Source organism: Novosphingobium sp. (assembly GCF_037133355.1).
Lineage (GTDB): Bacteria > Pseudomonadota > Alphaproteobacteria > Sphingomonadales > Sphingomonadaceae > Novosphingobium.
Window position 1 is genome coordinate 16,788 of record NZ_JBAXOI010000018.1, and the last position, 18,655, is coordinate 35,442.

The 18,655-nt window shown below is 65.1% G+C and carries 14 protein-coding genes, 1 tRNA gene and 1 pseudogene; 10 read left to right on the forward strand and 6 right to left on the reverse strand.

Annotated features, from left to right (window positions below; translation table 11 throughout):
• Positions 1 to 53: 53 nt before the first annotated feature.
• The 4 genes from WCL10_RS16280 to WCL10_RS16295 form a co-directional block, all read right to left on the reverse strand.
• On the reverse strand, positions 54 to 761 hold the full coding sequence (locus tag WCL10_RS16280) for a hypothetical protein (RefSeq protein ID WP_336896713.1): 708 nt from the start codon (positions 759 to 761) through the stop codon (positions 54 to 56).
• Between the two features lie 12 nt (positions 762 to 773).
• On the reverse strand, positions 774 to 1,376 hold the full coding sequence (locus tag WCL10_RS16285; protein ID WP_336896714.1) for a hypothetical protein: 603 nt from the start codon (positions 1,374 to 1,376) through the stop codon (positions 774 to 776).
• A gap of 255 nt (positions 1,377 to 1,631) precedes the next feature.
• A tRNA-Ala gene (locus WCL10_RS16290) sits at positions 1,632 to 1,707 on the reverse strand.
• Positions 1,708 to 1,880: 173 nt separating this feature from the next.
• A complete protein-coding gene (locus WCL10_RS16295; RefSeq protein WP_336896715.1) occupies positions 1,881 to 2,198 on the reverse strand; it encodes an FYDLN acid domain-containing protein in 318 nt (105 codons plus the stop codon).
• A 199-nt stretch (positions 2,199 to 2,397) separates the two neighbouring features.
• Here WCL10_RS16295 and aroA point away from each other — a divergent pair, with 199 nt between their 5' ends.
• The 7 genes from aroA to rplI all read left to right on the forward strand — a co-directional run bounded on the left by aroA (position 2,398) and on the right by rplI (position 7,274).
• Complete coding sequence (aroA, locus tag WCL10_RS16300) at positions 2,398 to 3,747, forward strand: 3-phosphoshikimate 1-carboxyvinyltransferase (protein WP_336896716.1); 1,350 nt, start codon at positions 2,398 to 2,400, stop codon at positions 3,745 to 3,747.
• Positions 3,744 to 4,376: a d(CMP) kinase gene (locus WCL10_RS16305; RefSeq protein WP_336896717.1), complete on the forward strand. Its 633-nt coding sequence runs from the start codon at positions 3,744 to 3,746 to the stop codon at positions 4,374 to 4,376. Before aroA ends, WCL10_RS16305 begins: the two co-directional genes overlap by 4 nt.
• Positions 4,377 to 4,426: 50 nt before the next feature.
• Positions 4,427 to 5,365 carry a GNAT family N-acetyltransferase gene (locus WCL10_RS16310; RefSeq protein ID WP_336896718.1) on the forward strand — a complete coding sequence of 313 codons (939 nt, stop codon included), beginning with the start codon at positions 4,427 to 4,429 and terminating at the stop codon, positions 5,363 to 5,365.
• Between the two features lie 94 nt (positions 5,366 to 5,459).
• Positions 5,460 to 5,864 carry a PilZ domain-containing protein gene (locus WCL10_RS16315; RefSeq protein ID WP_336896719.1) on the forward strand — a complete coding sequence of 135 codons (405 nt, stop codon included), beginning with the start codon at positions 5,460 to 5,462 and terminating at the stop codon, positions 5,862 to 5,864.
• Between the two features lie 207 nt (positions 5,865 to 6,071).
• Entirely contained in the window at positions 6,072 to 6,434 is a 363-nt protein-coding gene (gene rpsF, locus WCL10_RS16320; protein ID WP_067908416.1) for a 30S ribosomal protein S6, read from the forward strand.
• A 3-nt stretch (positions 6,435 to 6,437) separates the two neighbouring features.
• Positions 6,438 to 6,662 (forward strand): 30S ribosomal protein S18, encoded by a 225-nt coding sequence (rpsR, locus tag WCL10_RS16325; RefSeq protein WP_054121790.1) that lies wholly within the window; start codon positions 6,438 to 6,440, stop codon positions 6,660 to 6,662.
• Between the two features lie 12 nt (positions 6,663 to 6,674).
• Positions 6,675 to 7,274 carry a 50S ribosomal protein L9 gene (gene rplI, locus WCL10_RS16330; protein ID WP_336896720.1) on the forward strand — a complete coding sequence of 200 codons (600 nt, stop codon included), beginning with the start codon at positions 6,675 to 6,677 and terminating at the stop codon, positions 7,272 to 7,274.
• A 108-nt stretch (positions 7,275 to 7,382) separates the two neighbouring features.
• Here the strand turns inward: rplI and WCL10_RS16335 are convergent, their stop codons facing one another.
• Positions 7,383 to 11,561, reverse strand: a complete 4,179-nt coding sequence (locus WCL10_RS16335; RefSeq protein WP_336896721.1) for a LamG-like jellyroll fold domain-containing protein — start codon at positions 11,559 to 11,561, stop codon at positions 7,383 to 7,385.
• Positions 11,562 to 11,819: 258 nt separating this feature from the next.
• Here WCL10_RS16335 and WCL10_RS16340 point away from each other — a divergent pair, with 258 nt between their 5' ends.
• Both WCL10_RS16340 and WCL10_RS16345 read left to right on the forward strand, forming a co-directional pair.
• A complete protein-coding gene (locus WCL10_RS16340; RefSeq protein ID WP_336896790.1) occupies positions 11,820 to 13,931 on the forward strand; it encodes a penicillin acylase family protein in 2,112 nt (703 codons plus the stop codon).
• A 39-nt stretch (positions 13,932 to 13,970) separates the two neighbouring features.
• Positions 13,971 to 15,413, forward strand: a pseudogene (locus WCL10_RS16345) (AMP nucleosidase); the annotation flags it as partial.
• 323 nt (positions 15,414 to 15,736) lie between these two features.
• On the opposite strand, the gene WCL10_RS16350 reads toward WCL10_RS16345, so the two are convergent.
• On the reverse strand, positions 15,737 to 17,716 hold the full coding sequence (locus tag WCL10_RS16350; RefSeq protein ID WP_336896722.1) for an oligopeptide transporter, OPT family: 1,980 nt from the start codon (positions 17,714 to 17,716) through the stop codon (positions 15,737 to 15,739).
• A gap of 173 nt (positions 17,717 to 17,889) precedes the next feature.
• Here WCL10_RS16350 and WCL10_RS16355 point away from each other — a divergent pair, with 173 nt between their 5' ends.
• Entirely contained in the window at positions 17,890 to 18,654 is a 765-nt protein-coding gene (locus WCL10_RS16355; protein WP_336896723.1) for a cytochrome b/b6 domain-containing protein, read from the forward strand.
• Position 18,655 lies beyond the last annotated feature (1 nt).

Genomic DNA, 18,655 nt, shown 5'->3' on the forward strand with positions numbered 1-18,655 from the left:
ACGGAAGGCTTTCGTGGAGCCGGCACGGACCGGACGAAGGGGGGAGCGAGCCCTTAGCCTGCCGTCTCCCTCGGCACCACGTTGTATTTGCGCACTTCGTCCTGGCTCAGGCAATACCGCGTGGTCTTGTTTTGCGCGGTCGCGACGGCCTGCTGGCGGTACATCACCTCGGTCAGCAACTTGCGCGAAATGCCCATGCGGATCAGGAAATCATTGTCTTCGCTGGCAAGCAGCGCACTGTCCTGCTCGATCTGGCCGATGAGGCGCGTGGTCTCGGCGCTGCCTTCCTCGACCGAGATCTCGATCGTGTCGCGGTCGCCGGTGTGGGTGAACATGTGCACCATGAACACACCGCCCGGATCGACGAAGCGCCGGTCGCCGCCCATGAACACGAAGTTGCACGCCGAAAAGCAGGTCCAGCCCTTGGGAATGCGCGTGACCATGCCGGGATAGCTGCGGATCACTTTGCCGGCGAGATTGCCCGCGCGCGCATCGCCGCCGCGCGACTTGATCCAGATCTCCTCGATCCGCTCGTCGGCGTCGAGCATGGCCTTAAGGCGCTTTGGCAGCGTCGAATCAATGATCCCGTCGGCAATCAGCACATGCTTGCCGCCCATGTCGGCGGCGGCGAGCGAAATCGCCTTGGCCTGGCCCCAATCCGGCGCGGCGGGGCACGAGGGGTTATCCTTGTCCATCGCGATCGCCACGGGCCTTGCCGCGACAAGCGCGATGGCCGCTGCGCCGAGGGCGACTATGCGCAAGCGGCCCACGGCTCAGGCCATCAGCGAATAGCGCGCCGAGCCGGGCTTGCGGCACATGCGCTTGTTGGCGGTGGTCTCCTCGCCGTTGACGATGATCACGTCGCTGACGGTGATGCACTGCATCCCGCTCTGGTCGTTGTCATTGCGCGCGACCACCGTGGAGGTGCCCGACACGTTCTCGCGGGTTTCCGAAGTCCATGAGGAAGAGGCGCCGACCGGCGGCGGCGCCGCATCGCCCTGTTCGCCGCGCGTTGCCTCGATCGTGGCGGCGGCGGCCTGCTTCTGCTCGACAGGATCGAGCTTGCAGGCAATGGCATTGGTCAGCGTGCCCGACACTTCGGAAATCGGAAAGTAGCTCGATACCCCGGCGGAACTGGCCGCGCGGCCGAGCCCCTGCCCGATCAGGCCGCCGAGCACCGAGGAGCCCTGACTCTTGCTCTTGCCCTTGGGGCAGCCGTCGGAACTCTTCGATGAGCTGGAGGGCACGCTGGGCAACGAAGGCAGGCTGAACCCGCCGAACTGCGCATGCGCACTCGTCGCGACGAGGCAGCCGCAAGCCAGCACGCCAATGGCCGCGCTCGGCCAGCGGCGAAAAAACGGCACATTCATGGTCATCACACCCGGATCCTTGGTTCAGGCGGCCCGGCCGTGCACCCATGGTGTGCCCTGCCCCCCATCTGTTTTCTGTCTGCGGCGCCCAGCTACCCTTCAGGATCATTGCTCCCCGGGACGTGACGCGCCGATGAACCCGTTAGCGCGGGAAACTAGGCAGGGGTGTGATGTGCGTCAATCAGACGATGGGTCCGGCCCCGGATCGCAGGCACGCCTTATCGTGCGGACAGGGCAGCAGGGCGTGACGGATCGGAAAAATGGTGGAGCCTAGCGGGATCGAACCGCTGACCTCCTGCATGCCATGCAGGCGCTCTCCCAGCTGAGCTAAGGCCCCGTACCACTTTCAGGCGATGCTGCGGGAAGCATCGCGACCGGCACTGGCGCGCCGGAGGACCGGGCCTTTATGCGAGGCCCAGCGCGCTGGCAATAGACTTTTTGACCGCCGGCGGGAATTCGCCGCCGCAGCGCGCGGAAGCCGAAGGCCCCGGGCGCTGCGGCGCGAAACGATCAGACTTCCTCGTCCTCGCCGTCGTGGCCGGGAACGCCCAGATCATCGTCGCCGCCAAGATCGACGTCGTTGTCGGGCGAATCGGAATCCTCGTCGATGTCGAGATCCTCGTCGGCCAGATCGACGTCGGGCACGACCTCGGCCTTCTCCTTCTGGATTTCCTCATAAGGGATCGGCTGCTTGGACTTGAGCACCGGCTCAGGCGTCCAGGAATACTTGCATTCCACGCAGGTGACCGGCTCGTCCTTGCCCATGTCGTAAAAGCGGGTGCCGCACTTCGGGCAGCCGTGCTTAGCGCCCCATTCAGGCTTGACCATGCGTAATCCTTAAAAACTCGCGCCCGCGGCAGGATGCGTGGGCGTCAATGTATTTTGCTTGATGGGGGCCCATCGGCCGGGAATCAAGCGCGGGGCGCGCCTTGCCATAGGCGCGGGGCGCTGTCAAAAGCCGCCCGGATTTCACCCGGTTTCCGCTCGTGGCGAAGATGCCGCCAGCGCCTGAAGAAAGTGCCTGCCCGTGCATTCTGCCGATGCCTCCGCCCCGCGTCCCCGCCGCTTTGCCGACGCCGGGCCGCTAACGGGCCGGATCCGGGTGCCGGGCGACAAGTCGATCAGCCACCGCTCGATCATGCTCGGCGCGCTCGCGGTTGGCCGCACGCGAGTGACGGGGCTGCTCGAAGGCGAGGACGTGATGGCGACCGCCGCGGCGATGCGGGCAATGGGCGCGAGCATCGAGCGCCTTGAGACCGGCGAATGGGTGATCGACGGCGTCGGCGTCGGCGGCCTCATGCAGCCGCGCACCGCGCTGGACATGGGCAATTCCGGCACATCGACGCGCCTCCTCATGGGCCTGGTTTCCAGCCACCCGGTCACCGCCACGTTCATCGGCGATGCCAGCCTCTCGAAACGCCCGATGGGCCGGGTGATCGAGCCGTTGTCGCAAATGGGCGCCGATTTCACTGCCGCGCCCGGCGGGCGCCTGCCGCTCACCTTGCGCGGGATTTCGCCCGCCGTCCCCATCGCGTACCGCCTTCCCGTGGCCTCGGCCCAGGTGAAGAGCGCGGTTCTGCTCGCCGGGCTCAACACCCCGGGCGTGACCACGGTGATCGAACCCGTCCCCACGCGCGACCATTCCGAACGCATGCTGCGGGGCTTCGGCGCCGACCTTTCAGTCGAACTCGCGGCGGATGGTACGCGCACCATCCATCTGGTCGGCGAGGCGGAACTGAAGCCGCAGACCATCGTGGTGCCGGGCGATCCATCATCGGCGGCGTTTTTCGTGGTGGCTGCGCTCATCGTGCCGGGGTCTGACCTAGTTATCGAGAATGTCGGCCTTAATCCCACCCGCGCCGCGCTGTTTGACGTGCTGCGCGCGATGGGCGGGCAGATCGACGAACTCGACCGGCGCGAAGTGGGCGGCGAGCCGGTGGCGGACCTGCGCGTGCGGCACTCAGCACTCGTTGGCATCCACGTCGATCCGGCCGTGGTGCCGAGCATGGTCGACGAGTTTCCGGTGCTCTTCGTTGCCGCCGCGCTGGCCTCGGGCCGCACGGTCACTACCGGCCTCGAGGAACTGCGCGTCAAGGAGAGTGATCGCATCGCGGTCATGCGCGCCGCGCTGGAACTGGCCGGGGCACGCGTGATCGAGACCGAGGACGGCCTCACCATCGACGGCACCGCCGGAGAGCCGCTCCGGGGCACGCCTGAGGGCGCAGCGGTCGCCACGCACCTCGACCACCGCATAGCCATGAGCATGGCCGTGGCGGGGCTTGCCAGCCGCGACGGGGTGCAAGTGGACGACACCCGCCCCATCGCGACCAGTTTCCCCGTCTTTGAAACCCTGCTCGCGGATGCCAGCAGCCGATGATCATTGCCATCGACGGGCCCACCGCATCGGGCAAGGGCACCATCGCCAAGGCACTGGCCGCACATTACGGCCTGCCGCATCTCGACACCGGCCTCCTCTATCGCGCGGTGGGGCGGCAGGTGTTCCTCACTGGCGGCAATCCCGACGATCCGGCCGATGCCCTCGCCGCCGCCGATTTTCCGGAAAGCCTGCTCGCTGACGAGGCGCTGCGCAGCGAGGATACCGGCGCGCTGGCCAGCAGGGTCTCGATCCACAAGGCGGTGCGCGCCGCGCTCCTGGCCCGCCAGCAGGCCTTCGCCCGCCAGCCCGGCGGCGCAGTGCTCGACGGGCGCGACATTGCCACCGTGATCGCGCCCGAGGCAGAAGCCAAGCTCTTCATTACCGCCAGCGTCGCCGCACGCGCGCTGCGCCGCTGGCTGGAGATGCAGAACCGCGGCGAGGCGGCGACGCGGGAGGAGATCGAGGCCGACCTTGCCGCGCGCGACGAACGTGACCGCAACCGCGCCGCCGCCCCCTTGCGCCAGGCCGAAGGCGCAGCCCTGCTCGATACCTCTGGGCTGCCGATCGAGGCGGCCATCGCGGCGGCCATCGCGCTGGTGGAACGGCAGATCGCGGCGCACAGGGCTTGACAGAGCGATCTTCATACCGCGATATATAACGCGTTATGGGAGACAAGCCGATGACCGATATCGTGCGCGACATGGGCCCGGTGTTTCTGGGCACCCGCCTGAAGCGCCTTGCCGAGCGAATGCAGGCCGAAGCGGCCACGGCGATTGCGGAAGCCGGTTTGCCATGCCAGCCGGGGCACATGGCGCTGCTGGCCGCGCTTTCGCAAGGGGCCCGCAGCGTCACCCAGCTTGTCGCTGCGGTCGGCACCAGCCAGCCGGGGGTTACACGCGCACTTGGCCAGCTGACCCGGCTCGGCCTTGTCGAGGCGGTGCAGGGCCGGGATCAGCGCCAGCGGCTCGTTTCGTTGACTGCGGCGGGCGAAGCGGCCCATGCCGCCGCGCAGCGGGCGGTCTGGCCGCGGATGCGCTCGGGCGTTGAATCGCTGCTGGCCGAGGTCCCCGGCGATTTCCTTGCCTCGGTCAGCCAGATCGAAGATGCCCTCGCCGCCCGTACGTTGCTGGCCCGCGCGGCCAGGCCCGGGCTTGTCATCCACGAATTCACCGATGACCTCGCGCAGGCTTTCCACGACATCAACGCCGAGTGGATCGAGGCGATGTTCCGGCTTGAACCGGTCGACCGCGAGGTGCTGGAAAACCCGCGCGAAAAGATCATCACGCCGGGCGGTGTGATCCTGTTCGTCGAGGCCGAGGGGCTGGGCGTGGTGGGCGCCTGCGCCCTCAAGCCAACCGGCGGCACGAGCTACGAACTGACCAAGATGGGCGTGCGGGAAAGCGCACGCGGAAGCGGCGCGGGGGCTTTCCTGCTCGAAGCGGTTATCGCGCGGGCAGTGCAGATTGGAGCGGATCCGCTCTACCTCCTCACCAACCGCACCTGTGCTGCGGCGATCCACCTCTACGAGAAACTGGGCTTCCGCCACGACGCCGGGATCATGGCCGAATACGGCGCGCGCTATGCCCGCTGCGACGTGGCAATGCGTTACGTTCCCTGAGCCCTGCCCCCGCATCAATGCGTAAGGCCTGAAGCACCGCCCTCCACTGCCGTTCTCAATGCATGTGGTAAACGTGTGACGCAGGAGCGGGCCGATGTTCGACGAGTTCGATGGGGTGGAGCACATCAACCACCGGCGCGCGCGCCGTGTCGGTTTCGAGCTTCCGGTGCGCTGCAAGCACGGGCTTACCCGGTCAACGGTCATGCTTAAGGACATGACCACGCACGGCGCGCGGATCGAGGGGATTGCCCGCCAGCGCATCGGCGAATCGGTCACGCTGTTCCTGCCCGAACTCGCGCCGAAGACAGCCTTTGTGGTCTGGTCGGAGGACAAGACTTCGGGCCTCGAATTCGAGCATCCGCTGCACGAGAACGTCTTCGCCAACCTCGTCGCCGAATTCGCCATCGGGCACCTGAAGCGGCTCGAGATGGGCCGCCCCGAACCCGACGCCGCCCTTCAAGCCAAACGCGAGGGATCGCATACGCGCCATGCGGCCTGAAATCCGAAAAATGGGGACTGTCCCTATTTTTCCGGCGGGGCCCTTCCCCGCGATTCCACCTTGCATCTTCGCCGATTCCCGCTAAGGGCCAGCGCTTCCGCGGCGGGGTGACGGCCTCGTCGCGGGAACTCGAAGAAAGCCGGAGGGGCCCCGCAATACCGCGGATCAGCCAGCGATCGGTTAGATTGATGAAGGACAAGAGGGCCCATGCCGCTTTACGAGCATGTCTTCCTTGCGCGTCAGGATCTGAGCCAGGCTCAGGTTGACGCGCTTGCTGCCACCGCCACCGAAATCGTCGAGACCAACAACGGGAAGGTCGTCAAGACCGAGACCTGGGGTCTTCGCTCGCTGGCTTACAAGATCCAGAAGAACCGCAAGGCGCACTTCGTGCTGCTCGACATCGACGCCCCCGCCGGCGTTGTCGCCGAGCTCGAGCGCCAGACCGCGATCAACGAGGATGTGATCCGCTTCATGACCGTTCGCGTCGACGAACACGAAGCCGGCCCCTCGGTGATGATGCGCAAGAACGACCGCGAGCGCACTCGCCGCCGCGAACGCGAAGGGGAATAAGCCATGGCTCGTCCGTTTTTCCGTCGCCGCAAGTCGTGCCCGTTCTCGGGCAAGGGCGCTCCTGTCATCGACTACAAGGACGTGCGCCTGCTTCAGGGCTTCATGTCCGAGCGTGGCAAGATCGTGCCTTCGCGTATCACCGCCGTTTCGGCAAAGAAGCAGCGTGAGCTGGGCCAGGCGATCAAGCGCGCCCGGCACATCGGCCTGCTTCCCTACATCGTCAAGTAAGGAGCGCAGACCATGCAGATCATCCTGCTCGAGCGCATCGAGAAGCTGGGCTCCATCGGCGATGTCGTCACTGTAAAGGACGGCTACGCGCGCAACTTCCTGCTGCCTAACAAGAAGGCGCTTCGCGCCAACGAAGCCAACCGCAAGGTCTTCGAATCCAACCGCGCCCGGATCGAGGCCGACAACGCCACTCGCCGCGAAGCCGCTCAGAACGAAGCCGGCAACGTCGAAGGCCGCGAAGTGGTGCTGATCCGCGCCTCGTCCAACGCTGGCCAGCTCTATGGCTCGGTTTCGGTGCGCGACATCGTCGACGCACTGGTCGAACAGGGCGCCAAGGTGACGAAGTCCATGGTCGTGCTGGAACGCCCGATCAAGGCCATCGGCATCTCGACCGTAAAGGTTTCGCTGCACCCCGAAGTGAGCGTGACGGTCAAGGTCAACGTAGCCCGTTCGCCTGACGAAGCCGCACTGCAGTCGCAGGGCGTCGACGTCATCGACGCGATGTTCGATACCGAGGTCGGCGGCTTCACCGAGGAATACGATCCCAATGCCGAACCGGGCGAAATCCCGGCCGACCTGCTCGAGGACCGCGCCGAGGGCGCCGAAGCCTGAGCGAGGACGGCCTCGGCCGAATGAAAAAAGGGGGCGCTTCCAGGCTGGAAGCGCCCCCTTTTTGCTGGCCGGGGTGCAGCGGGAACCCCCGCCGTACCCCCTCAGCCCTCACAAGACGAAGTCGTCCACCACCAGCGCGGTTGCGCTCGTCACCAGGATCGCGAAGTCGGCGATCTTGTCGCCGTTGTAGTCGCCCGAGACGAGCCACTGGCTGCCTTGCGCCTCAACCTTCAGCGCGCCGTGGGTCCCATCGAACGCCGCCATCAGCTTGAATACGCCCTCGCCAGCATCACTTCCGTTCGCATCGATCTTCGAAAGGTCGATGAGATCCTGTTCGGCGTGGCTGAAGTCCAGGATCATGTCGCGGCCCTTGGCATCGACAGTCGAATCCCAGATACTGCCGTAGACGAACTTGTCGGCGCCGGTGCCGCCAGTCAGCTTGTCCGCACCTCCGCCGCCGCGCAGCGTGTCGTTGCCGCCCTTGCCGAGCAGGATGTCGTCGCCGCCCCGGGCATCGAGCACGTTACCGGCATCGTTTCCGCCCAACCAGTTGAGACCGTCGTTGCCGGTGCCCGAAATGGCTGCGCTACCCCCGAGCTGCAGGTTTTCGACATTGGCACCAAGCGTGAAGCTGACCGCAGAGTTCACCGTATCGAGACCCTGGTTGGCTTCCTCGATCACCCTGTCGCCCGTGTTGTCAACAACATAGGTGTCGTTGCCGTCCTTGCCCATCATCGTATCGATCCCGGTCTTGCCATCGATATAGTTGGCTTTGCCGTTGCCGGTGATCGTGTTGGCAAGTTCATTTCCGGTGCCGTTGACGGCGGCCCCGATGAGCACGAGGTTCTCGACATTGGCGACAAGCGCGGTGTTGACGGCGGAGGAACGGACCGTGTCGGTGCCTTCGCCAGCATTCTCGACAATCTTGTCGGCATTGCTGCTTGTAACGTACGTGTCGCTCCCCGTTCCGCCGACCATGATATTGGCGCCAGTACCGCCATCGAGCCAGTCGTTGCCCGAATTGCCGTTGAGCGTATCGTTGCCGTTGCCGCCGTTGAGCGTGTCATCGCCTTCAAGCCCGGAAATCGTATCCGCCCCACCGTTGCCGGAGATTGTATTGGCAAGCCAGTTGCCGGTGATCGTCATGCCCGCGCCGCTGTCGTCGCCAAGGTTCTCGACGTAGGCGGACAGGGTATAGCTGGTGATCGCGTTGGTCGTGATGCGGACCGTATCGATCCCGCCCTTTGGATCAGACGATTCCCGCACGATATCGCCGGGATTGTCCACCCAGTAAGTGTCATCGCCGGCCCCGCCCGTCATCGTGTCCGTGCCGAGACCGCCGATCAGCGTGTCGCTGCCGCCATTGCCGACCAGCGTGTCGTTGCCGGCACCGCCCTCGAGTATGTTCGCCTGATCATTGCCGGAGATCTTGTTGTCGTTGTTGTTGCCGGCACCGTTGACCGCGATTCCAGCCAACGTGAGGGTCTTGGCTTCGGCCGCCAGCTTGACGTTGAGCCCTTCCTTGACGACGACATTGGGTGCAGCGGCGCTGCCGACCAGCGGCGCGGTGCCTGGACCAGGCGCGGGCAGCGGCGTCGTGCCGAGCAGTTCGTTGAGCCAGTAGGTAACGGTCTCCACGCGCGCGTTGGCATTGCCATCCTCGTTGAGAAACCGGTCCCACTTGGTGTCGAAGCCGATATGGTAGATGCCGTCCATCACCGTATCGATCGCGCTGTCGCCCAGCAGATAGCTGGCGCCGTGATCGCCCTGGACCTGATGAAAGCCGGTTTCGACCATGTTCTCGTCATTGCCATGGGCGGCAAGGAAGGCTGCCGACTGGTTGGCGCGGATCCAGGCCGAGAGGTCGTAGGTTTCGGCCACCGTCAGGTGCCCGTCGTCCATTGCGCCAGTGGCGTTGATCGCATCAATGATGATGTGATTGAGCTTGTCGGCGGCCGCAGCGCCCTCGCGGATCTGCGCGGCGGAGATGTTGTTCCTGAGGCCGACATCCTCGCCGATCATCTGGATCAGCTGGTCGAGCCCGGTTCCGGTGGTGCCGACCGGCCCATCGTAGGCATAGGGCAGCCCGCCCGCCGGCATCGAACCGTTCGCGGCGAGTGCGGCCTTGTAGTCGTCGATCGAGGCATAGAGCCGGTCCGCACCGACCGGATCGCCGTCGAGTTCCAGCCGCAGGCCTTCGGCGCCGTTGTTGTCATAGTAATAGAGGTCGATCGCATAGAGGCCGGACTTGGCAATATCGATCGTTTCGCTCGTGCCGGTGAAGCTGCGGCCGTAGGCGTAGCTGGAAAGCTCGTCGCCGCCCAGCTTGAGCAGGAAGCCATCGTCCGAGCGCACATTGATCAGGTGCTGGCCCTTCTCGAGCCAGATGTAGCCCTGCAGCCGCATGCCGATCGTGTTCATGGCGCTGTCCGCGCCGCCGTCGGTCATTGCCCCCTTGCCGTCGAGGAACTGGCCCAGCGTCGCGACTTCCTTGAAACCGCCGAAGTTCACGGTCTTGGCCGTGAGGTGGAAATTGGCGGTCTTGGTCGCTGTCTGTGCGATCAGATCGTCAATCGAATCGAAGCTGGTGCCACGGTCGAACACTTCGCCCGTCAGGCCCGTACCCGCGCGCACCGCAGGCTGGTCGCCTTCGAACGCTGCGACGCCAATCCACTGGTCGGGCAGTTCGCCCGAATGATTGATCGCGCGCAGTTCGAAGGGATCGAGAATGCGGTCATAGATCGCGAGATTGCCGACCTTGCCATCGAGGTGGCTGTCCAGTTGGCCCAGATGGTTCGCATCCCGGCCCCATGTCCCGGCTCCGAGCACCAGGCTGCGGGTATTGGGCCCAAGGCCGCTCGTTGCGTCGACATCGGCGGCAACGCGCTTGCCGTCGAGGAACAGGCCCAGCCCGTCCTGACCGAACGTGATCGCCAGCGAATACTGCCGCCCGCTATCGATCGTCACACCTTCGGCCTTGAGCCACCAGTCGCGGCTGCCGTCCTGCAGCACCACATAGAGTTCGCCATCACGAATGAATGTGGTGATGTCGCCGTCCGCATTCGTGGCGCCATCCTTGGAGAACACCACATGGGTGCGGCCATCGTCGGCATGGTTGGCCACGAAATCGACCGCGATCGTGCCCTCGGAAACGCTTGTCACCGGCAGCTTGCCGAGTTCGGCCACGCCCTTGGTTCCGTCGTTAGTCACGAGGCCGGCCCGGCTGAATACCAGATTGGGCTGGAGCGAAGCGGCATCGACCGGGGCATGGTTCGAATGGAGTGAACCCGAGGCAAGGTCCTTCGCCAACAGCAGGCTGATCCAGTCCGATGTGTCGGTGATCCGCTGGTTGGCGTTGCCATCCTCGTTCTCGAAGCGGTCGCCGCTGATCTTGAAGCCGATGTGATAGATGCCGTCGGCCACCGTATCGACCGAAAGGTCGCCATAGATGTAGTCGCGCCCGCCATCGCCCTGGGCGTAATGCAGGCCGCTTTCGAACGCGCCCTCGTCGTCGCCGTGAAGCTTGGTCCACTCGTCGAGCTTGTTGACGATGATCCAGCGGTTCAGATCGACCATGTCCATCGGGTCGAGCTTGTTGTCATCGGCAACCCCGGTTTCCTTGATCGCCTGCAGCATGATCTTGGCCATGCCGTCGGCGGCCTTGGCGGCATCGTTGATCTGCTTTTGCGATATGCGGTGATTGAGGCCGATATCGTCGAGCAGGCGTTCGGTGATAAGGTCGAGACCCGTGCCCGTGGTACCGTGCGCCTGCGGATCACCCTTGGTGCTCTTCAGCGTTCCACCAGCCAGTTCGGGCGCAAGCAACGAATTGAGCCAGTGCGCCACGTCATCGACACCAGGGCCCCAGTAGTTGCTCGGCGTGACGAAATGGCCGTCCTTGATCTCGAAGGCCATGTCGTAGATGCCCTCGAGCACGCGGTCGACCCCGGCCTCGCCGAACAGCCGCGTCACCGCTCCCTCGCCCGCAACCTGCTCGAACCCGCTGGCGACCCCGTTGGTCTCGCTGCCGTGAAGCGTGGTGAACTTGGCCAGCGCCGAGCCGCGCAGGTAGGAATTGAGGGAGTAGATGTCGGATGTCGTGATCTCGCCGTCGTTGGCGAGGCCAAGCGTCCTGATCGCGCTGATGATGAGCCCGTTCATCGCGTCCGCAGCGGCGGCACCTTCACGAATCGCTGCGCCGGAAAGGCCCATGTTGAGCCCGTAATCATTGGCGATCAGATCGATTGCCCGATCGAGCCCAGTTCCGGTTGTACCTACGATCCCCATCGCGCATCTCCTTGGTTTCGACCCGTATGTGAGGAGCATGCCCAAGGAGGTTTTAAGTACAATGGCTGCGCAACACCCCTAAGACGTTAACCTCGAAGCTTAAAAAATCGGCAGGGACCGACGCCTCATTTTTTCTGATCGCGATCAAAACACCATTTGATCCCAAGCATTTGCGAATTTATGCTGCGAGCAATTGTCAGAGAGGATGCCATGAAGCTCGCACACACCGTCGCAGTTGCGGCACTCTTCGTCGGGGCCATGCCGGTTAACTCAGCCGGGAAAACTTCCGAAATAATCGGTGAAGCGAAAATCGAACGGGATGAATGGGGTATCGCCCATGTCTCGGGCAAGACCGATGCCGATGCTGTCTACGGCATGATCTATGCGCAGGCCGAGGATGACTTCCCGCGAATCGAGCGCAACTACCTTGTCAGCCTGGGCAGGCTTGCCGAGGCCGAGGGACCAGGCGCGGTTTGGCAGGATCTGCGCCAGCGGCTGTGGATCGACCCCGAAACGCTCAAGGCAGACTACGCAAAGAGCCCCGCATGGCTGCGCAAGCTGATGGATGCATGGGCGGCCGGGCTCAATGCCTATCTCGCAGATCATCCCGAGGTAAAACCGAAAGTGCTTACCCGGTTCGAACCCTGGATGGCGCTGAGCTTCACCGAAGGCAGCATCGGCGGCGATATCGAGCGCGTGCCGCTCTCGCAGATCGAGGCGTTCTACGGCAGCCGCAAGGTCGCCATGACCGACGACGAGTTGGGGCGGCGCCTCAAGGAGCCGCAGGGGTCCAACGGCATCGCCATCGCGCCTTCGCGCACCGCCGGGGGCCATGCGCTGCTGCTCATCAACCCGCACACCAGCTTCTATTTCCGCGCCGAACAGCAGGTTACCAGCGGCGAGGGGCTCAATGCCTATGGCGCGGCGACCTGGGGGCAATTCTTCATCTATCAGGGCTTCAACCAGAATGCCGGATGGATGCACACCACCACAGGAGCCGACCGGGTCGACGAATTCGCCGAGACCGTGGTGCAGCAGCCTGGTCAGGCGCCTGCCTACAAGGTGGGCGACGCGGTGAAGCCTTTCCAGACCAGGATCGTCACGCTGTCGGTTCGTCAGAGCGATGGCACCATGGCGCAGCGCAGCTTTACCACGTGGGCGAGCGAGCATGGCCCCGTTGTGCGCGAGGAGGGGGGCAAGTGGATCGCTTATGGGCTGATGAACCGGCCGGTCCCGGCGCTGCAGCAAAGCTTCCTGCGCACGAAGACCAGCGATCTCAAGAGCTTCCTCAAGGTGGCCGCCCTGCAGGCCAATTCCAGCAACAACACGCTGTTTGCCGATGCCAGGGGCGAGATCGCGTATCTGCACCCGCAGTTCATTCCGATCCGCGACAACAGCCTCGATTGGCGCAAGCCCGTCGATGGCAGCAACCCGGCGGCGCGGTGGCAAGGGATCCACTCCTTCGCCAGCCTGCCCAATGTACTCAGCCCCGCGAACGGCTGGGTGTTCAACGTGAACAACGCACCTTGGACTGCCGCGGGGCCCGACAGCCCGAAAGCGGCCGACTTTCCGCGCTACATGGACGAGGCGGGCCAGAATGCGCGTGATGCCCATGCGCGGGCTGTGCTGGGGGACAAGCGCGACTTCACGCTCGAAAGCCTTATGGCGGCCGCCTACGATCCCGCGCTCCCGGCCTTCGACCGCCTGCTGCCCGCGCTCTTCGCAGCGCACGCCGCAGCGCCCGATGCCAGGCGCGAGGGCCCGATCGCGTTGCTGCAAGGCTGGGACCACAAGTGGGCGCTTTCCTCCACCGCCACCAGCCTCGCCGTCGGCTATGCCGAGGCGCTGTGGGCGCGGGTTGCCACGATGGATGATGGCGACGAGGAGAGCCTGTGGGAGCGGATGAACAATCGCATCACCGACGCCCAGCGCCTCGCCGCGCTCGATGATGCGGTGAACCGGCTCGTTTCCGATTTCGGCTCGTGGCAAGTGCAGTGGGGTGCGCTCAATCGGTATCAGCGCAATGACGGCGCGATCAAGCAGAGCTTCGACGACGCCCGGCCCAGCACGCCGATCCCCTTCGCCAGCGGGAACTGGGGCAGCCTCGCCTCGTTCGGGGCCTCGCGCTTTCCGGGCACCAAGCGGATGTACGGCACCAGCGGCAACAGCTTCGTTGCGGTGGTCGAGTTCGGGCCGAAAGTGCGCGCCCGTGCGGTGAGCATCGGCGGCACCAGCGCCGATCCCGCCTCGCCCCACTTTGCCGATCAGGTGGGCCGCTACGCCAGCGGGGACCTGCGCCCCGTGTGGTTTTACCCCGAGGACCTCAAGGGCCACGTGGTCTCGACCAAGGTGCTCAAACGAATGCGCTGATACCCCGACTTCCAAAGGTCACGCGAGGCGGTTACACCTGAAGGGATGGACCATATCGCCTCCGTGCTCGACGAGCTTTCGCGCATCTACACCGCCTCTGTCGCCCGCCTGCGCGAGGATGTCATGGCCTTCGCCGCGACGGGCGCCCTGCCGCCGGAGGAACGGCGCCACGATGGCAGCTACTGCTATCCCGAACTGCGCATCCACTTCGGCGGCGAGCCGAGCATCGAGCCGACCGGACATTCCTTTGGCCGCCTCAGCCAGAAGGGCACATATGCCTGCACGGTGACGCGGCCGGTACTGTTCGCCGACTACCTTTCCGAGCAGCTCGCGATCATCCTGCAGGGCTTCGACGTGACGGTGGAAGCCGCCGTCTCTCGCCAGGAAATCCCCTTCGCCTATGTGCTCGACGGCAGCCTCGGCGCGCAGATGGGCAGCGTGGGGCCGCAAGAGCTGGCGCGGCACTTCCCCAATGCCGAGCTTTCGCACATCGGCGACGAGATCGCGGACGGCGAATACATCGCGGGCGACGGGCCAATGCCGCTCTCGCTGTTCGATGGCCTGCGCACCGATTTCAGCCTCGCCCGCCTGACGCACTATACCGGCACCCCAGCCGAGGACTTCCAGCGCTACATCCTCTTCACCAACTACCACCGCTATGTGGACGAGTTCGTGGACTGGGCGGGCAAGCAGCTCGGCACCGGCGAATACGTCGCGCTCTCGGGCGCGGGCGGGCTCAACCTGACCGAACCCACCGACAATGCGCGCGAGCGCATGTCGGACACGGCGTGGCGGCGGCACCAGATGCCAGCGTACCACCTCGTCGCGCCGGACCGCAGCGGGATCACGCTCGTCAACATCGGCGTCGGCCCCTCCAACGCCAAGACGATCTGCGACCACCTTGCCGTCCTCAGGCCCGAGGCATGGCTGATGATCGGCCACTGCGGCGGCCTGCGCCCCACGCAGAAGATCGGCGACTATGTATTGGCGCACGCCTACTTGCGCGACGACCACGTACTCGATCCGGTGCTGCCGCCCGAGATCCCGATCCCGGCGATTGCCGAAGTGCAAGTCGCCTTGGCGCGCGCGGCGGAGATCGTCAGCGGCGCGGGCGGATCGGACCTCAAGCGGCGGATGCGCACCGGCACGGTCGTCACCACCGACGACCGCAACTGGGAACTGCGCTACTCGCACTCCGCCCGCCGCCTGAGCCTCAGCCGCGCGGTCGGCATCGACATGGAAAGCGCGACCATCGCCGCACAGGGCTACCGCTTCCGCGTGCCTTACGGCACGCTGCTGTGCGTTTCGGACAAGCCGCTGCACGGCGAGCTCAAGCTGCCCGGGCAGGCCAACCGCTTCTATGAAGAGGCGATCTCGAGCCACCTCGCCATCGGCACGACCGCTTGTGCGCTGCTGCGGGCCGAGGGCGCCCGCCTCCACAGCCGCAAGCTGCGCGCCTTCAACGAGCCGCCGTTTCGGTGAGAGGTTGACACGGTCCAGAGGGAAATGTGTCAGCCCCGGACCGGGCGGCTTCCCTGCTGAATTTCAAGACTTTTCGGCCGTTTTGCACCGCTGCAGGCGAGCGGCAGAAAAAGCGCCCTGTTGGAAATGGCCTGCATGGCACACGGACCCGGTCCCAGGGCGGGCTGGTGACGCAGCCTGACGCGCGCGGAAGGGGGACGGGTGCGGCCTTGAGGGAACCACGGTTCAAAGAGCAGTGAGGACCATGCCCGAACCGGGGATATGTAGGGAAGTGGTTTTGGCTGGCACTGCGAAGGGGAATGCGATCAGGCCAAGCATCAGCGCTAATCTTGAAGCGCATCCCCGCCCGGTCCGGCCACGCTGCTGGCCCGCATCCGCATATAGGCATAGGCCACCACACCCGCGAACACCGCGAGGCCCAGCGGCATGGTCCAGGGGCCTTCGTGGATGACGGCGAAGATATCGGGATTGTTGGTGGCCCCCACCATGGCCGCATAGGCAATGTTGAACAGGCCGTCGCCCACGATCAGGCCGGTCACGGTCAGCACCCCCATCCGTTCGGCGAAATCGGGAGAGGACTGGCGTGCAGCCCAGCCCTTGTAGAAGTGGCCTAGGAACGCGCCGACGATCATCAGCAGGGTGACCTGCATCGGCAGGTAGATGCCCATGCCGACGGCGAGCGGCGGCATGGCGCCGCGCTTGGCGGCGCGCAAGGCGGCATCGAGCGCAACGGCGGCGAGGCCGATGGCCGCGCCGATCCCGATCAGGCCCCAATCGAGGCTTCCTCCCAGTACGCCTTGCGCGATGGCAGTGATCAGCGCGGCCTGCGGTGCGGCGAGCGCGTCCTTGCCCGCGCCCAGTGCTCCGGCGAAACCGAAGGTCTGGTTGAGCAGATCGAGGATCGGCGGGATGACAATCGCGCCGAACACCACGCCAAGCACCAGCGCGATCTGCTGTTTCCACGGCGTTGCGCCCACGAGCTGGCCGGTCTTCAGATCCTGCAGATTGTCGTTGGAAATGGTGGCGACGCCGAAGACGACGGCGGTGACGAAGAGCGCGAATGCCACGAGAGCCTTGGTATCCGCCACGCCGTTGCCCTGCCCGAACAGCACGGCGAGCAAGAGCGAGATGCCAAGCGCGGCAAGAATGCCGACGCCCGAAATCGGGCTGTTCGACGCGCCCATAAGGCCCGCCATGTAACCACAGACCGAAGCGATCACGACACCGGCAACAAGCACATAGAGCACCGCTGAACCGATACCTAGCGCGGGCGCGGCAGCAATTGGCCCGCCGGTGACAAAGCCCGAGAGCAGCACAGCGATGGGGATCATCAGCGCAAGGACCACCGCGCCGACCAGCCCGATGGGCAGATCCCGCTCGGTAAGCGCGATATTTTCGAAGCCGCCGCCCTCTCGTGCGCGGCTGGTGGCAAGCGCGCTGCCAATCCCGCGCACAACCGGGCCGATCACACGCAGCAGGGTCAAAATCGCAGCGATGCCAATCGTGCCTGCACCGACAAAACGGACTTTTGAACGGAACACAGTGGAGATGAAATCGGCAAGATCGGTGCCAGCAGGCGGGCCGCCTGCGGTAAAGACCGGCAAGATCACGCCGAAGCCGATGACAAGGCCTGTCAACATGCCAACACCCACGGCAAGACCGACAAGATGGCCCACGCCGACCAGCGCCAGCGAAAGACCCGCTGAAAACGAAGTGCCGCCCGCGCCGACCGGGAGGATGATCGAGGCTTCTTCGGCCACCAGCTTCATCTTGGCGAGCGCGGGAAAGATCACCGCTAGCAGGCTGCCGGTGATGACCGCGCTCAGCCCCTTGCGATTTTCCTCAACCCCGCCGACGCCAGCGCCGACCTTGAGCACTTCAGCGGCTGCGACGCCTTCAGGGTAGGGCAAGTCCGATCCGGTAACTAGCGCCCGGCGCAAGGGCACTGAATACATCACGCCGAGAATGCCCCCGATGGCGATCACCGCCACCGATTGCCAATAGGGAAAGCCGCTCCACCAGCCCACCATCACCAGACCCGGCAGGACGAAGACGATGGCCGAAAGCGTCCCCGCCGCGCTCGCGATGGTCTGGACGATGTTGTTTTCCTGGATCGTGGCCCCGGGAAACAGGCGCAGCACGGCCATGGAGATCACCGCTGCCGGAATTGAAGTGGCGAACGTGAGACCAATGCGCAGGCCGAGATAGACATTGGCGGCGGTGAACACCACCGTCAGGACTGCACCGAGGATGATCCCGCGCAGCGTGAGTTCCCGTGCTGGTTTTGGATCGGTGGCGGCCATGCGCATCCCTGTAGCTGGCCCGGAGAGGCTGGGACTCTGTGTGACATGCGAAATGGGATCGGGAAACCCCATGCCACGAACTACCGGAGCGAGGATGGGGCCCAATCCCCCGCTCTCCACCGCACTTTACAAGCAACCTCGCAATGGTACCTTCCCGCCATGGAGGGCGCGACATGGGCCAAGCGCAAGAAGCTGCCGGAGAAATGCTCGCCCGCCGCCACCGCCCCTGGGTGCGCCTCACCCACTGGCTGATCGCGCTTGCGGTGCTGGTGCTGATCTATTCCGGCGTGGCCATCCTGATGGTCCATCCGCGCCTTTATTGGGGCGCTGTCGGCAACGATCTGATGAAGCCGATCTTCGAAGTGCCGGTGGGGCCCAATTACCACGCCATGCGCTGGTCTCCGGCTACGCCCTTTTTCGGCCCCGCAGACGGCCCCGCGACGGCGGACCGGCTTGCGGAGCCTTGGAACGGGAACGGCTGGGCGCGCAGCATGCATTTTCTTGCCGCGTGGGCGTTTCTGCTCGGGCTGGCGGTCTATCTGGCGCTGGGCATGCTGACCGGCCATGCCCGCCGCGCACTGCTGCCGCGCCGCGAAGAACTTACGGCGAGCAATCTGGGGCAGGACATCAAGGCGCATCTTCGCCTGCCGATGCCGGCGGCGCTGCCCGGGCCGCCTTATGCGATCCTGCAGAAGCTGGCCTATGCTATGGTTGCGTTCGTCGCCCTTCCGCTGATGTTCCTGACCGGTATCACGATGTCGCCCGCGATCACGGCGGGCTATCCGGTCCTGCTCGATGTGTTCGGCGGCGCGCAATCGGCGCGGACGATCCATTTCTTCACGTTTTCCTTCCTTGCGCTGTTCCTGCTGGTCCATCTTGTGATGATCGTCCTCACCGGACCCTTGCGGCAGCTGCGCGCCATGACGCTGGGAGCATGAC